This is a genomic window from Pseudoalteromonas sp. AWM4_233, from assembly GCF_056158285.1.
On sequence record NZ_JBSWSZ010000113.1, the window covers coordinates 515,350 to 531,681 of the forward strand.

Annotated in this window: 16 protein-coding genes; 8 read left to right on the top strand and 8 right to left on the bottom strand. The window is 39.7% G+C overall.

Features of this window, described 5'->3' with window-relative positions:
- Positions 1-50: 50 nt before the first annotated feature.
- From ACXAC4_RS23785 to ACXAC4_RS23805, 5 genes are all read left to right on the top strand, one after another.
- On the top strand, positions 51-776 hold the full coding sequence (locus ACXAC4_RS23785; RefSeq protein WP_475166393.1) for a transporter substrate-binding domain-containing protein: 726 nt from the start codon (positions 51-53) through the stop codon (positions 774-776).
- Positions 777-1,057: 281 nt separating this feature from the next.
- Complete coding sequence (locus tag ACXAC4_RS23790) at positions 1,058-3,334, top strand: aminotransferase class V-fold PLP-dependent enzyme (protein WP_475166398.1); 2,277 nt, start codon at positions 1,058-1,060, stop codon at positions 3,332-3,334.
- A gap of 415 nt (positions 3,335-3,749) precedes the next feature.
- The gene (locus tag ACXAC4_RS23795; RefSeq protein WP_475166403.1) at positions 3,750-5,897 is read left to right on the top strand and encodes a prolyl oligopeptidase family serine peptidase; all 2,148 of its coding nucleotides are present in this window, start codon (positions 3,750-3,752) and stop codon (positions 5,895-5,897) included.
- 201 nt (positions 5,898-6,098) lie between these two features.
- Positions 6,099-6,908, top strand: coding sequence for an alpha/beta hydrolase (locus ACXAC4_RS23800; RefSeq protein WP_475166409.1), 810 nt, complete (start codon positions 6,099-6,101; stop codon positions 6,906-6,908).
- Positions 6,909-6,917: 9 nt separating this feature from the next.
- Positions 6,918-7,724, top strand: a complete 807-nt coding sequence (locus ACXAC4_RS23805) for an alpha/beta hydrolase family protein (RefSeq protein WP_475166413.1) — start codon at positions 6,918-6,920, stop codon at positions 7,722-7,724.
- Positions 7,725-7,780: 56 nt separating this feature from the next.
- Here the strand turns inward: ACXAC4_RS23805 and ACXAC4_RS23810 are convergent, their stop codons facing one another.
- From ACXAC4_RS23810 to nhaR, 4 genes are all read right to left on the bottom strand, one after another.
- Complete coding sequence (locus ACXAC4_RS23810; protein WP_138479313.1) at positions 7,781-8,149, bottom strand: response regulator; 369 nt, start codon at positions 8,147-8,149, stop codon at positions 7,781-7,783.
- 124 nt (positions 8,150-8,273) lie between these two features.
- A complete protein-coding gene (locus tag ACXAC4_RS23815; RefSeq protein ID WP_349287063.1) occupies positions 8,274-8,738 on the bottom strand; it encodes a GNAT family N-acetyltransferase in 465 nt (154 codons plus the stop codon).
- A 455-nt stretch (positions 8,739-9,193) separates the two neighbouring features.
- Positions 9,194-10,144, bottom strand: a complete 951-nt coding sequence (locus ACXAC4_RS23820; protein WP_475166417.1) for a class I SAM-dependent methyltransferase — start codon at positions 10,142-10,144, stop codon at positions 9,194-9,196.
- Between the two features lie 83 nt (positions 10,145-10,227).
- Positions 10,228-11,121, bottom strand: a complete 894-nt coding sequence (gene nhaR / locus ACXAC4_RS23825) for a transcriptional activator NhaR (RefSeq protein WP_138479318.1) — start codon at positions 11,119-11,121, stop codon at positions 10,228-10,230.
- Positions 11,122-11,244: 123 nt separating this feature from the next.
- On the opposite strand from nhaR, the gene ACXAC4_RS23830 reads away from it, so the two are divergent.
- The 3 genes from ACXAC4_RS23830 (at position 11,245) to ACXAC4_RS23840 (ending at position 12,976) form a co-directional block, all read left to right on the top strand.
- Positions 11,245-11,547, top strand: coding sequence for a hypothetical protein (locus ACXAC4_RS23830; RefSeq protein ID WP_475166421.1), 303 nt, complete (start codon positions 11,245-11,247; stop codon positions 11,545-11,547).
- A 138-nt stretch (positions 11,548-11,685) separates the two neighbouring features.
- Positions 11,686-12,099, top strand: coding sequence for an alternative ribosome rescue aminoacyl-tRNA hydrolase ArfB (gene arfB, locus ACXAC4_RS23835; RefSeq protein WP_475166425.1), 414 nt, complete (start codon positions 11,686-11,688; stop codon positions 12,097-12,099).
- Between the two features lie 337 nt (positions 12,100-12,436).
- The gene (locus tag ACXAC4_RS23840; protein ID WP_475166428.1) at positions 12,437-12,976 is read left to right on the top strand and encodes a hypothetical protein; all 540 of its coding nucleotides are present in this window, start codon (positions 12,437-12,439) and stop codon (positions 12,974-12,976) included.
- 69 nt (positions 12,977-13,045) lie between these two features.
- Here the strand turns inward: ACXAC4_RS23840 and ACXAC4_RS23845 are convergent, their stop codons facing one another.
- From ACXAC4_RS23845 to ACXAC4_RS23860, 4 genes are read right to left on the bottom strand one after another with little or no spacing between them, the layout of a single operon-like run.
- Positions 13,046-14,284, bottom strand: a complete 1,239-nt coding sequence (locus tag ACXAC4_RS23845) for an ATP-binding protein (RefSeq protein WP_475166431.1) — start codon at positions 14,282-14,284, stop codon at positions 13,046-13,048.
- Positions 14,285-14,290: 6 nt separating this feature from the next.
- Complete coding sequence (locus ACXAC4_RS23850; RefSeq protein WP_475166434.1) at positions 14,291-14,980, bottom strand: response regulator; 690 nt, start codon at positions 14,978-14,980, stop codon at positions 14,291-14,293.
- Positions 14,980-15,390, bottom strand: coding sequence for a DUF3019 domain-containing protein (locus ACXAC4_RS23855; protein ID WP_475166438.1), 411 nt, complete (start codon positions 15,388-15,390; stop codon positions 14,980-14,982). The genes ACXAC4_RS23850 and ACXAC4_RS23855 overlap by 1 nt, the downstream gene beginning before the upstream one ends.
- Positions 15,380-16,315: a MipA/OmpV family protein gene (locus ACXAC4_RS23860; RefSeq protein ID WP_475166441.1), complete on the bottom strand. Its 936-nt coding sequence runs from the start codon at positions 16,313-16,315 to the stop codon at positions 15,380-15,382. Before ACXAC4_RS23860 ends, ACXAC4_RS23855 begins: the two co-directional genes overlap by 11 nt.
- Between the last annotated feature and the right edge of the window lie 17 nt (positions 16,316-16,332).

Here is a 16,332-nt window from a genome sequence, read left to right on the forward strand (position 1 = left end):
CCTTGTTGATGATAGCGATTGGCTTTTCCAGAAGAAACTTAAAGCATGCCTTGTACTTAAGTGCAGTCATTTGCATATGTTTTACTTCGTCAAACAGCTATGCTCGTACAACGCTTAAAATTTGTCATGAAGCCAGCAATTTCCCGCCATACATTTATCAACAAGAAAACCAAGCTAAAGGACTATTAACCAATATCATAAAAACTGCCGCTGAAAATGCCAAAGTGACCGTGCAATTCGATGCCAAACCTTGGAATCGCTGTCAAAAAGATGTCAAGGCAGGTAACAGCCATGCTTTATTTGCCATGATAAAAACTCCGCAAAGAGACAAAGAGTACGCTTTTCCGGATTACAAAAACGGTCATCTGTGGACGGCAACTTATCCTGTTTTTATAAAACAAACATTAACATTCTCGCTGACTGACTATTTACCAAACAAAGGACTTGGTGCGCCATTGGGGTATGTTGTTTGGCAAGAATTGAATCAGAGAAATTGGTTAAGCCCATTTCAATATGACCCTGAGTTAGGTCTCAAAATGGTGGCTCAAGGCAAATTAGATGGGTATGTGGTAGAGCGCTTAATTGGACTTCATCTACTTTATGAAAATCACCTCACTGATGTTCTTAAACCCTCCAAAGAACAATTATTAGATACTGTTTGGTATTTACCATTTAACAAACATTTTTATAAACAAAACCCCGAGCTTGTTCAGCAAATTTGGCAAGAAATAGACAGCGCAAGAGAGCAGCTTAAGAACAAATACAATAAACCTTAGTCCTGTTTTACTTGCAGGCATACTTCAATCTCTTGAATTAACTGCCTGTTTTTAGGGCTTAGCTATCTCCTCAATATCGTGTTTATGCTCATTCACAAACCAAACACATAGACATGAACTTCTGTTCAAAATACTAACTCGCTACACGACTGCTAAATAATACCAAATCCTTAAAAACTTTATGGTTGAATAAGCATCAAAAACCCCTTAATATTCCTTTAAGTAATTAGATATAACAAAATGCAATATAGGCGCATTTTTATATAAATAAAGGCGATGTCATGACTGAGCAGCAGCAATTGAATCAAATCTATCTTGATGCCAACGCAACCACCCCCGTATTACCAGCGGCCGCACAAGCTGCGCTTGCAACCATGCAGACCCAATTTGGCAACCCGAGCAGTAGCCACATTACAGGGCTTCAAGCTAAGCAAATAATGGAACAAACTCGTAGTAAAGCACGCAAAGTAATTGGTGCTAGTAGCGGGCAAGTTATCTTTACCAGTGGCGCAACCGAAGGGATCCAAACGGCCATATTATCTGCGCTTTATCAAGCGAAACAGAACTTCAGCTCGAATAAAAAGCCTTGTATTTTGTATGGTGCAACTGAGCATAAAGCCGTACCAGAGTCTCTAAAACACTGGAATCATATCCTCGATATCCATGCTGAAATTAAAGCCATCCCAGTTAATAAAGATGGCATGTTAGATTTAGATTTTATTGCCAAAGAAGTGCCCAACGCCTTGATGATCTGCACTATGGCCGTCAATAACGAAACCGGTGCAGAGCAAGATTTAAGCAAACTCGAGCAGGTGATTAGAAGCAATAACCCCGAAACTTTCTGGATGGTTGATTGCGTTCAAGCACTCGGTAAAGTTGAACTTGATATTGCCAATACGAGTATCGATTACGCGCCGTTTAGCGGTCATAAACTCTATGCAATGAAAGGTATCGGCTTTGTCTATATTCGTGAACAAGCCCCTTTTACGCCATTTATCGCAGGGGGAGGGCAAGAGAGTGGGTTACGCTCAGGTACTGAAAACTTGCCAGGATTAGCTTCACTGAATGTGATTTTCGATGAACTACTTGGGCAGGGTAGGGGTGTATTCGCTACCAAAGAAGCACTATGCAATTACCGCGACCAACTTGCTAAAGCGTTAACAACAGCATTCCCTACCATTGTATTTAACAATAACTTTACGTGTAGTGTCCCAACTACGCTGAACTTCGCGATCCCAGGGTTTAGTGCCAAAGAGATCTTAGATTTATTCGATGCCGCTAATATTCGTGTCAGCTCGGGGTCTGCGTGTAGTTCGAAAGTGACTGGCAGCTTTGTGCTTGATGCAATGGGATTGCCCCAAGCACAAAGTGAAGCCGCAATACGTCTATCTTTTGGTCCTGCTGCTACTCAAGCTGAGATAGATGCTGCTTGTGAACGCATTGCTTATTGTGCGAAAGCGCTTGGCCATAGTTGCTTAGTAAATATGGGTGACTTAGACAATAAGTCAAAACTCGATGGATTAGTGCAGTTCAAAGTGGGCGGTAGTTGCTGTTGGTTATTTGTCGATGGTGAGAGCCAAGAGGCAATCATTATAGAGCCACTAGAAGAACTCACTCAGCGTTTTTTAACCGTTTTGGAATGCCAAGGCCTTACTTTAAAAGCGGTTATAGACACACATGGTCATGCTGATCATACTTCAGCTAGAACGCAACTGTTAAGTAATGAATTAAAAGACCAAGTGACTGATCACCTAGGCTGGCCTACCCAGTGTCACGTTGTAACTGTCGATGCCCTTACTTTACCATTTATCGATGTAGGGAAATTCGCTTTAGTCAAAATTGCCACGCCAGGCCATACACAAGACAGTATCTCCTTGGCGCTTTGCCACAAAGCTGAGTTAGAAACGGGTAAATTCAATAGTCTTTATACCTTCTGCGGCGATTTAATTTTAATGGGCACACTAGGCAGAACAAACTTTGAAAGCAGTGATGCGTCTCAAATGTATCAATCACTACAGTTACTAAGTGGCTTATTAGAACAAGATAGCCTGCTTTGCCCTAGTCATGACTATAACAATGAGTTTGTCACCACTCTAAATGCAGAAACGCAGCGTAATCAATTATTAGCAGACGTTGTGAGTCAGCGTATATCAGTTACAGAGTTTATGAGTAAAAAGGCTGAACTAGATAGCCATATTCATGACCAGGCCAACCAAGAAATTATGTGTGGTGCGCTGACTACTTGCTCGCAAAAGCATAGCTTCATAGAGTTAAATACTGACGCCTTGCAAGCTCATTTAGACAGCACTAAAGACGTACAACTGATTGATATTCGTGAACCACATGAATATGCACTCAACCATGCGCAACAATTTGATAAAAACGTGCCATTAACTAGGCTTGCAAACTTTATTGGTCTACAACGACTAAACAAAAACCAACCTTTGGTACTTGTATGTCGTAGTGGTAGTCGGTCTTCTGTTGCTGCACAAGCACTAGTCCGACTTGGTTTTGAGCATGTGGCCCATTTAAAAGGTGGCTACGCTTTAGCGCAATAACATCCTATATTCCCCTAAAGTGATGAGTTGTAAAGCACTCATCACTTTGTTAACCCCCTTTACAGCACCTGTGTATTCGTAAATCAATGTTAATAGAAAAATATGCTATTGATTTATAAGAAATAATTTCATCTCATCTTACTTCTCAGTATTTATTCCTAGTGATAGTATCACTTAAACCTAGCCTTCTAGCGCTCTTTAGAGTGATTACTAGTCTGGCTAAGATGAAGATTTCGATTTTTCAAACCTTTGCATAATTCATCGTGTTATTAAAAGACATGCGCTAATGAGAGGTTAAAACACTGGTTTCGTCTCCATAATAGCAAAGCCAATACCCTTGCTTATCGCTCAAATGAATACTTGCAGCCAAAGATGAAATATCGAGATGAATTATAAAATAAATAAGGGATACACTATGCTAAAGCAAGCACTAGCACTGTCTGTGGCAATCGCACTGACAGGCTGTAATAGCTCAAACGAACAAGTTGATTCAAAAGTGGCAGTTCAAAATAAAACACAAGTTTCTTACCCTGATACACGTAAAGATAACGTGGTAGATACTTATTTCGGCCAACAAGTTGCTGATCCATACCGTTGGTTAGAAGATGATATGAGTGCAGAAACGGCAGAGTGGGTAAAAGCGCAAAATAATACAACGTTTGGTTACCTAGCTAATATCCCTTACCGCAACCAAATTAAAGAAACCTTAACCGAATTAATGGATTTCGAGAAAATCGGCACACCATTTAAAAAAGGAAAATATACTTATTTCTACAAAAATGATGGCCTACAAAATCAATATGTACTTTATCGCCAACTTGAAGATGGCGAGCCAGAAGTATTTTTAGATCCGAATACGTTCAGTGAAGATGGTACAACGTCTTTAGCGGGCATTAGTTTTACTGAAGACGGCTCACTGGTTGCTTACCAAATTTCTGAAGGCGGTAGTGACTGGCGCAAGGTGATTGTATTAGACACTGAAACCAAAAAACAAATTGGTGAAACTTTAGTTGATGTGAAATTCAGTGGCATTTCTTGGTACGGTAATGAAGGTTTTTATTACTCAAGCTACGACAAGCCAAAAGGCAGTGAGTTATCAGCAAAAACTGATCAGCACAAAGTATATTACCACCAACTAAACACGCCTCAGTCAGCAGATAAAGTAATTTATGGCGCAACAGCAAGCGAAAAACATCGTTATGTTGGCGCGAGCGTTACCAAAGATAAACATTACCTTATTATTTCTGCCAGCGTTTCAACTTCTGGCAACAAGTTATTCATCAAAGACTTAACTAAGCCAAACAGTAAGCTAGTTACTATCCTTGATCACACCAATTCAGACACATATGTGATGGATAGCGAAGGCAGTAAACTAACCTTAGTAACTAACCTTAACGCACCGAATAAGCGCATTGTTACTGTTGATGCGAGCAATCCTGCACCTGCTAACTGGCAAGACCTTATCCCAGAAACTGAAAATGTGCTAAGCCCGAGTATGGGTGGTGGCTATATCTTCGCAAGATACATGGTTGATGCCGTATCTAAAGTAAAGCAGTTTGATAAAAAAGGTAATTTAGTTCGTACAGTTGAACTACCTGGTGTAGGCACAGCTTATGGCTTTGGTGCTGAGAAAGATGACGAAGTTTTATATTATGCTTTCAGTAACTACAAAACACCAACCACGTCTTATAAGTTAGATATCAAATCTGGTAAGTCTGAAGTTTATCAAAAGCCTGAGATTAACTTTAACCCTGATAACTACGAGTCAAAACAAGTATTCTACACTTCAAAAGACGGCACTAAAGTACCTATGATCATCACCTACAAGAAGGGCTTAGAACTTGATGGTTCAAACCCAACGATTCTGTATGGTTACGGTGGTTTTAACGTCAGCCTTACGCCTTCATTCAGCTCTTCTCGTGCCGCATGGTTGAAAATGGGTGGTGTTTACGCGGTAGCAAATATTCGTGGTGGTGGTGAATATGGTAAAAACTGGCACAAAGCAGGTACGCAGCTTCAGAAGCAAAATGTATTTGATGACTTCATTGCCGCAGCTGAATACCTAATCGATAAAGATTATACGTCAAGTAAGAAGCTTGCTCTGAATGGCGGTTCTAATGGTGGCCTATTAGTCGGTGCTGTAATGACGCAGCGTCCAGAGCTATTTAAAGTTGCACTGCCAGCAGTTGGTGTACTTGATATGCTGAGATATCACACTTTCACAGCAGGTGCAGGTTGGGCCTATGACTACGGCACAGCAGATCAAAGCAAAGAAATGTTCAAGTACCTTAAAAACTACTCGCCAGTTCATAATGTTAAAGCGGGTGTGCAGTACCCAGCGACACTTGTAACGACAGGCGATCATGATGACCGTGTTGTACCTGCTCACTCTTACAAGTTTGTAGCAGAACTTCAAGACAAGCAAACGGGTTCAAATCCGACGCTTATTCGTATTGAAACGAATGCAGGTCATGGTGCAGGTACACCGACGAGCAAGATCATCGATCAATACGCGGATATCTTTGGGTTCACATTACATAATATGGGTGTAACTAAGCTTTAACACAGCTAATTACCTATTTATCCTTTTCAAAACCCGGTATGTCTCAATACCGGGTTTTTTATTTATAAGCTCTTACAAGTTATTGTAAAAGCTTATATTGTCATAAAAACTTACAACTGTTTGCTCGAAGAATATACATACTCCTTGTAATATTTACTTCTGATATACGTTCACTGAATCATGCGTGTAAGGAGCACCGCTGTGAAACCAATCTTTACCTCCCTGATTGTTACTTCATTGATGACATCACTTAGCACTTTCGCAAAACAAACATGTACAGATATCGAAAATGAAGTTTGGTCCAATAACCAATGCACAAAAATCGAAACTTATAAAAGTACACAATTAACGTCTTCCCCTGCATTAGCCATTATTCTCCATGGTGACGCACATAATTATCAGCCAGCTGAGCAATACCGAATTGCGCAAAAACTCGCATCTCAACAAAAAAATGTTGTTGCTGTTGGTATGTTAAGACCTGGTTATACCGATGATTGGGGAAGAACATCTGATGGACGTCTTGGAGATACTGTAGGTGACAATTATGATGATGACACCATTAAACAGATTGCTTTAGCAATTCAAGCTTTAAAACAGCAACATAATGCTAGCAAAGTTGTGGTGCTTGGCCATTATGGCGGTGCAACAATACTAGGAAGACTCTTAGGCATATATCCAAACTTAGTAGACAGTGCTGTACTGGCATCCTGTAATTGCAATATAAATGCTTGGCGAGCAACGCTTTATGAAAGGTTGCAGTTAGATGTCTTAAAAGATGATTTAGACACTAAAACCCCCATGGAGTTGGCTAAACAAGTTTCAGATAAAACCACAATTTCTTTAATTGTTGGTAGAGATGATGAGCGCACAGGTCCTCGTTATTCTCGAGAATACTATGATTCTCTTAAAAAAAATGGCAAGCAGGTATCCCTGCAACTTATTGATGGCAACCATTACATTTTCAATAACGACATTGTTCTAAACACTGTTAGTAACGCTTTAAAGTTATAAGGAGTAATCATGAAATATATCTTTTTTATCACAGGTATATTATTTAGCCTGTTACCTACTCAAAAAGCGCTCGCAAAATCAGCATGCAATAACATCGATCGTGAAGTTTTGGTAGGTGATCTTTGTACCAAGATTGAAACTTATAAGAGTCAAGGAAATTCAGATAACCCAACTCTAGCCATTGCCCTTCATGGCGACAGTGCATTTATCCGGCCTTTTGTTCAAAACCGTGTTGCGCAAAAAATTGTTGAGAGTAATGACAATGTGATTGCAGTCGGCATGTTACGACCTGGCTACAAAGATGATTTTGGAAGAAAGTCAGATGGAGAAATGGGCTTAACGGTAGGTGACAATTATGATGACGACAGAGTAAAGCAAATCACTGATGCGATTAAGTACTTAAAACATATTCATAAAGCAGGAAAAGTAGTCTTAATTGGACATTCCGGTGGCGCAGCAATAACAACGCGAATAATTGGGCTTTATCCAAACTTAATTGATCATGCGATTGCCATCTCATGCCCTTGTGATATTAATGCATGGCGAAAAGACATGCTACTGCGCAACGAATATGAACCTTTCAGGGGTGACTTGCCAATCTCTTCTCCTATTGAGCTAGCAGCAAACGTCTCAGATAAAACTAAGATCAGCTTACTGGTTGCAAAAATGGATGATGTAACTAAGCCGTATTTGACCAAACAGTATTACAGGGAATTAAAGAAGCATGGAAAAAATGTAGAAATGAAGATTATCGAAGGCGGCCATAATATTTTCCAAACGAATGCTGCAATGGAGATAATTAGGGAAGCCTTATAAAATTAGTTCAAAAAACACAGGGTATCGCTTTTAAAAGTGATACCTCTTTATATTTTTTAAACCGCTTCTCTTAGCCTTGATAGCTGCTTTTCAAGAGTCTGTAAGTTGAAAGGCTTCAAAATAAAACCGCTGACTTTTTCTAATAAAGCCTGCTGTACTTTTTGCTTGTCGTTTTCACAAGTCACCATGATCACTGGCGTGTCTTTTAGTTTTTGATCATTGCGGATCGATTTAAGTAATTGCTGACCATCCATTTTGGGCATATTAAGATCGGTGATCACAAGATCGTAAGAGGCATTTTTTAGCATTCCTAGCGCTTGGAAACCATCAACAGCTTCATCTAAATGTTCGAAACCGACATGCCTCAACATATTCATCATTACATGTCGCATCGCGGCCATGTCATCAACAACGAGTACTTTCATCGCCAAAAGTCTCCTTACTTAAATTCAAGCAACCAAAAATAAATATAGAACACAAAGAAAGAAATTACTGCAAAAAGTGCGATAAAGCCATTACAGCAGCTTACAGGTAATGACGCTATAAGGCTTAAGCCTTACTAAGAGGGAGCTCCATAAAAACACTCAGCGGATTATCTCGATAAAGACCAAAACGCTCACATCGCTTAAAACCTAAACTTTCGTATAAGCTGATTGCTTCAGCCTGCTTACTACCTGTTTCAAGGCGCATAAGAGGGATTTGCGCTTCTCCGGCATAATGAAGCAAGGTTTGCATAATACGCTTAGATAGCCCCTTACCTCGATATGCGGGTTTTACATATAAACGTTTCAACTCGCCATATAGCGTTTTATCAAACTGTTTCACAATCGCACCACAAGCAACAATGCCATCTTCATTTAATAAACCAATAGCGCGCACATTGGGTTGGCGTAATTCAGAAAGCGCAAGAGACTGATCACTGGCAATAGGATAAAGCGTATTCATCAGCCGATCGATCTCCGCAAATAACTCAATGGCATTGGGATCTTCTGGGTTTAAATCGACTAATTGCATATTACGTCAAATCCTATTTGATATCTAAAAGCAGCCATAAACTATACCTGCTTGATTAAAATGAACAAGTTAATTTAACCGATATAAACAACTATTTAACTTAAAAGTTAATGTAGATCAGAAAGTACGACGCTTTAGCTTGTTAACTGCAACTCAAAGCGACGCTTCTGTTAGTAAAAGTTTGATCTATCAATCAAATAATATCGTTAAAGTTAGTAAAATTTCGGTTTATAGCTGAGGTTTGACCCTCGATTGTTTAAATAAATTCAATTTAATTCTAAAAAATAATGTGAATTTTCTTTTCTCAGGAAGAAATTGCGAGTTAATACCTAGAAAAGACCTTCAATATCTTCGATATAGGACTTAAGAAAAGCCAGCTAAGTATCCATACTCTGAGTTAGAATAATCGTGATCTAACCACTAAATTAAAGTGTAAAGGGGCTTTACACTTACATTCAACTTCGCTCTGATTTGCCATCTAAAACAAATAATAAACTTTTTAAACTGGCTTCTGAGTCGCTATCAATGAACTCAGGCGGGTTTTCCAAACGGTGCTGATAACGCATTAAAGGTGCATGCTCCGCCATTTCGTCAATTAAAAATTGAGAAGTCAGGTCAGGGTCATTCACGCAAGCAAGTACTTGCCCATTTTCGCTGAGTAACTCATGTAAACGGCGTAAAATCTTTTTATAATCTTTGGTCAGTGCAAAACTACCTTTTTGAAAACTAGGCGGGTCAATGATAATCAAGTCGTAAGGACCGAACTTTTTGACTTTCCCCCAAGATTTAAACAAGTCATACCCTAAGAATCTGACTTTCCTCAAGTCATGTTCATTTAATTGATGGTTCACCCTGCCTTTTGACAGTGCCGCTTTCGCCATATCAAGGTTAACAACACTTTGAGCATCACCAGCAATGGCTGAAACTGAAAAGCCACAGGTATAGGCAAAGAGGTTTAAGACACGCTTATTTTTACTGTTTTCTAATACCCACTTACGACCGTAGCGCATATCTAAAAATAAGCCGTTATTTTGCTTTTGACCCAAATTGAGCTGAAACTTCAATCCGTTTTCAATGACATTTTGCTGATCTGTTAATTCACCAAAGACCACTTCTATCGGTGAGTTCATTTTAAATCGATACTGTAACAATACACTTTTTACTTGCGCCTGCCATGCATCCATCTGCAACCATGCAGTAATATGCTGTTTTAACACGGACAGAAAATCTTCATCGACTTCTTTGAAAATTGAAATCAAGATTTGTCCATCAAGCCAGTCAATTGTTAATTGCTCAAGCCCTTCAAACGCTTTGCCTCGGCCATGAAATAAACGCCTTACTTCATTCGGCAAGGGAGTAAAATTAGCAAGATGAGAATCGAGGAATGAGATTGCTGAGGACTGCATAACGGGCTCAAAAAAGTAAATAGGGGCGTATTGTACTCACAAAAGCAAAAAGCCCCTAATTTCTTTAACCCAAGCTTATTTGATCAGCAACTTTGTGCGTTTTTCACAAACTCTGAATAAATAGAATCTTTAATGAGTCTATCAGGTGTAAATGCATAATAATGCTGATAAACATTTTCAATTGCCCCCAAATAAGTCACATCGAGCGCTTTTTCGATTTCTTGCTTAATTGACAATGGCGCAGGGAAAATACCAAACCCTTGTTCGCCTAATGCTTTCATTAATGCACTGTCATCAACGTGACCTGCTACAGATACCTCTAACTCTAAATCTTCTAACCAAAACTTAATCGCGCTTGTCACCGGGCTGGTTTTAGCTGGTAAAATGACAGGTAGCTCACTCAGTAAGTTAGGGAATTGGGTTTGCACACTGCTTTGTAAGCTGGCTTTACCAAAAAAGCCCAGTTGGCTCTTACCTATCTCATGGCAAAAAGCCTTAAACGGTAAACTGCTATCTAGTGGCTTATCAGCTAAAACCAGATCAAGCTTGTGCGTAGCCATTTGCGCCAGTAGCTCAGCTTGTTGGCCATCAATACAATGTAAATTCGAAATGCGTTCATTTTCAATCAAAGGTGCTAACCATTTAGATACCAAGGACTTTGGCAAAGAGTCGGAGATACCTACCCTAAGCGTTTTAGACACATTGCTCATATCACCCTGAGTCGTCTCAAGCCACTCTTCGGCAATGGCAAACATATCATCAGCATACTGTTTAGTGACTTGACCAAACTCAGTTAGTCGTAAACCTCGCCCTTCACGTAGAAATAACGGTTTACCTAGTCTATGTTCAAGACTGGTAATTTGTGCACTGACCGTTTGTGGTGTCAGATGTAATACTTTACTGGCTGCCGCGATGCTGCCATGACGGCTTACTTGCCAAAAGTAGTAGAGGTGGTTGTAATTTATGTTGGTAATCATTCGATTTCACCGAACCCTAAGTAAGATTTAATCAGCTTTTTTCTTTTCTATTACATTAGTAGATTAATTCCATCGCTGCAATATATCGCGATAAAACTTTATAAACTGATTGGAATTTACACGATGAAACTGATTTTGACGCTACAAGACAAACTACAAAATGCTGCGACAAAAATGCAAATTTCACGTCTGGTGAATAGCAAACTGTCTAAGTACAGTAAAAACATCCGTAAAATTACTATCAATGTAAAAGACATACATCAAGATCAAGCCACCAGCATGAAACAATGCAACATTGAATTATTATTGCCTGGCTTGCCTAGTATGCAGATAAAAGCCAAGGGTAAAGACTTATTACAAGCAACAAAACGCGCTCTTCAGTATTCACAACAACAATTAGCGCATAAGTACCAACTAGGCCACTAATTCCCAAGCACTTGCCATGGCAAGGATGCCGTGATTTTTCTTAAACAATTGCTTGGACACGCCATATCTTCAAAACTGCAAACATCTACTGCCAACATGTTAAACTCTTAATACTAAGTAAAAACCACGAGACGTAACATGTTAGTTTTATCCAACAATGTTGAAATTCCAGCTTGGCAATTAGAATTCAGCGCGATCCGCGCCCAAGGCGCTGGGGGTCAAAACGTCAATAAAGTATCAACCGCCATTCATTTAAAGTTCGATATTAAACGTTCATCGTTGCCACAATTTTATAAAGAAAGGCTACTTGCGCTAAAAGACTCTAGGATCACCAAAGAGGGAGTCATTGTCATCAAAGCGCAATCTCACCGTAGCCAAGAAATGAATAAAGAAGAATCATTAGAGCGCTTAAAAACCCTTATTTTAGATGCGATTAAAGTTCAAAAGGCACGAAGAGATACAAAACCAACCCGAAGCTCACAACGTAAACGCGTCGATAGCAAAGTCAAAAAAGGCCAAACAAAACAACTTCGCAAGCGCGTTGATTACTAATACCGATCCCAATAATACTTAATCATTTTTAGGGACTAAAGTTGCCGCTAACGGCGTTAAAAATTTCTTATTTACGACTGCATTGATGCAGAAGGTAGAGCAATGCAGGAGCAATTGACGAGAACAACTAAATAGTAAAACTTTTGCCTTGTTATCGACAAACTTTCCTACCCTCAAAATAGCTCACTTAATTAAGTGGATTGGTATAAAAACACTCCTTACACCCTTTTTAGATATTATTTATTGCAGATAGCGGGTAAATTGTTTAATAATAATGCCGTTAAAAAGTATTAGACTTTTTAAAATTAAGGTAAGCCAAAAACGACTAGGACGAAATATGAAAACTCAACTCGCGTTATTATTCACCGCTATTACGGCACTATCAGGCTGTTCAACAACCACTGTTGAACGAACTGTCAAAGACGGCGTTAACGGTGCAATAAACGGTATCCTTGGTTCTACAAGCCCATCAGCTCCAGTAACAAACACACCTAATCAATCTGGTAATTATTCGGTAAAACGTGAAAAAATTTACATACACGATGCCAAGAAAACATCTAGAGATTATGGACAAACAAGCATAACTAAAGCCGAGCGTAATCCAAATGATAAAACGAGCCTTCAAATAGGGCGCTCTTTTCACCCTCGTATCGGTAATGTCGCATTCGAAGCTTACTTATATGAGTACTCACCTGAAGGCTGGTTAATCAAAACAAGAACTAAATTTGATACAACCTTTAATGATAATATCACACTGCCAGCTGGTAAGTATTACATTAAAGCACAAACCAGAGGTGTTGACAGAAAATCCTATGCAACAGGTACGATTACTATTGACCCGTTCGTCACTAATTACATCACCTTAGAGTTTGAATAATTTGTAAAAACAACAAAGGCCTTACTTAAGGCCTTTGTTGTTTTTGGAACAGTTTCTAAATCCTTCCTTTCAGACTTTGATAAAGCGCATTTTTGGCAGTGTGATCACGAAACTCGCGCCACCAAGTTTACTTTTTGCTACCACACATTGTCCTTTATGCCAGCTCACAATTTTTTTCACTATGGCTAAACCAAGTCCATAACCACCAAGGTGCTTATTGCGGCTCTTTTCTAATCGAACAAAAGGCATAAACACGCTATCGAATTGGTCTTCCGCTATCCCTTCACCATCATCTTCAACCGTAATAATAACCTGCTGTTCAACCTCTCTCAAAGACACATCAATTTGGCTAGCACCATATTTATCAGCATTTTGCAGCAAATTTTGTAGTACACGGGCAAGGTAATGTGCATTGGCATTGACTGTAATACCAGATGAAATAGATGCGGTAATTTCTTTACTGCTAGGCCCTTGCAGCTTATCAAGCTGCGCCTGCATTAGCTCTGATAGATCAAACTCTTCACGACTAAACTGCTCACCCGCGATTTCTAAACGTGCGTAACTGAGCATTTCATCGATTAATGACTCCATTTCTTGTACGTCTTGTTGCATACCTGAGATTTGCTCAGGCTGCGCGCTTTGCAGCATAGCTAGAGCAAACTTAAGTCTCGCAAGTGGAGTGCGCAATTCATGAGAAACCGCATTAACGAGCTGCTTTTGATCAGTCATCAAATTAGCCACTTTTTGCGCCATGATATGAAATTGCTCGGTGAGATCAGAAATAGCAGAAAAACGTGAAGCCTTGCGCTCTACGCTTAAGTTCCCTTGTGCTAATTGCTCAGTGACCCGTTTAAACTGCATCAGATCAAGCCATAGTGGCCGTAACCAAACAATCAACAATAACCCAAGTACCAGAAAAGAAATGAATTTAAACAGATATAGTTTATTTGATGCTGGCTCTGAAGGTAAAAATGGTCCTAGTTGAACTAAGGTATAATTATCAAAAAGTAAAAAACTCAATAATGCCTGACCTTGGGCATTATAAGTTGTCAGCACTTCACCATTTAATAATTGAGTGCGTTGCTCATCTAACCATGCAATGCTATCAATATCTAACCCTTGATAACTCGCCTGAAGCTGTTCAGGCGCTGTAATGTGTGCTTGCATCACATGCGCTACTTGTTTGGCATGACGAAGTTCATCTGGCTCGTGTGTCACCCAATTTTGCCAAACATAATCACTGGCTTGATTAATAACGACAATACTGATGATGACCACCAAATAAAGACTAATTAGAAGTCGAATCACGCTTGTTTAATCCCAAGCCGACTTGGAGCATAAATAACCTTTTCCCCACACTGTAATGAGTCTAAATGGTTGCTCTAAGTTATCTCCTAGCTTTTTGCGAAGACGAGAAATACGCACATCAACACTGCGATCAAGTCCATCATATTCTCTGCCTACAACATGTTTATAGATAAACTCTCTGCTTTGAGTTTCGCCAGCATTGCTTGCTAGCGCCCACAATAAGTCAAACTCATAACTGGTTAGTTCAACCTCCTCACTATCAAGGTAAACTCGGCGGTCCGCTTTATCTATTTGTAGCTTACCTAAAGACAAAGAGTCTTGATTCTTCGGCTTAGTCTGACAACGACGGAGTAGGGCATTCAAACGCGCCAATAGCACAAAAGGCTCAACAGGCTTGATGACATAATCGTCAGCCCCAATCTCGAGTCCTTTTACCTGATCAAAATCACTGTCTTTGGCACTTAAAAATAATACAGGCCCAGAATACTCGTCTTTAATGGCACGACAAATACTAAACCCATCTTGATTCGGTAACATAATATCTAAAATCACGATATCGGGTTCCATAGCAATGATCTGCTTAGCGGCGTCAGCCCCATCATGGATCATCTCCACTTCAAACCCATTTGCTTTTAAAAATTGTGCAGTCAAAGTGGCTAAGCGAACATCGTCTTCAACTAAGATAACTTTAGACATTAAAATAAACTCCAATCAGACTTTAACTTTCGGCGGTACTTTCGACTACTCAATGCATGCACTTTAATTGTTTGTTCAACCAATGTGCGTTCCTTTGAGTCTCGCAGGCTAAATACCATGGTTTTATCGAGTGTCACATCAAGCATTTCAGATACTTGATTTTGCTTAGCCCAACACTTCAGTTGCTGTTTATCCTGAAACAAACACACACTCTGCGGCATAGTTGACTGCCAAGTCACGTTCGCTTTCATTTGGCATGCTTCACCTAAACTTTTTACAACGCAGGTGATAGGTTTTATAGCAAGAGAGGTCACATGCTGGTTATCATGTTCAGAAGCGCTTTGCGCATTTGCAAGAGAGGTGAATAAACAACTCGAAACCAATATGAATAATGGGCGACTAAAACTCATAAAGTCCCCCGATAAATACATAATCTTGGTGCTTATCATTCACTAATGGGCTATCAGTTATCGCACTCGATAAGAAAGTACGCTTGGCACTGAACTTAAACTGCCACCGTTTGTTAATCCGGTAATTAAATACCATCCCAAGAAAAGGCGACACACCTTGCTTACCCTGATAAAAGTACGCTTGCTCTACGTTATCTTTACTATTTAGACCATAGTAATAGTCATTAAGCTCAGCACTTTGCCAGTCAAATCCAGCTGAAAGCTGCAGTTTCGCAGGCCAATCAAAAACAGCAAGCTGGTATTTATAACTGGCTTTAATATGCTGCCCTTTATAAACGCCACTGACATCATGTGACCACTGAGCGGTTATTTTATGTTGTTTCCCTATATACCAATGCGCTAGTACACCGGCATCTATAGCCCAATCTCGCTTGGCTATATCATCTAAAGTTGGAAGGCGTTTTGGTTCAACCGGTTTATCTGTATCGGGGAAAAGGTCTTCAGACCCATTAGAATCTGGAGAGGTTGGCACCTCAGAGTTTCCACCATCACTCAGCGCCCCATCAACGCCAATAATATTACCAGCATGCAGCCGATTAAAATGCTTTTGCTCACCATTGAGTTCTAAAATAGCACTTATGTCAAAGTGTTCAGCTTCTTGAAATGTATAACCAAGTGTGGTGTTTTCAAGAAAAAACTGTTCATTGTAGTAACTGACATAAGGCACCACAATGAGAGGAATATTTTCGCCACCTTGCAAAGGGTTTGTCAGTACACCGCCCCCAACAGCTAACGACACCTGCCATTGACCAATTTCAATACATTCCTCATTGGCTTGCGAGCAAGTTGCTGGCTCAGCAGCTAAACCTAATCGTGGCGTCGTTAACGCAGCCAACAACAATAAATACTTTAAAGAAGCTTTCAAAATCAAACCTTTCTATT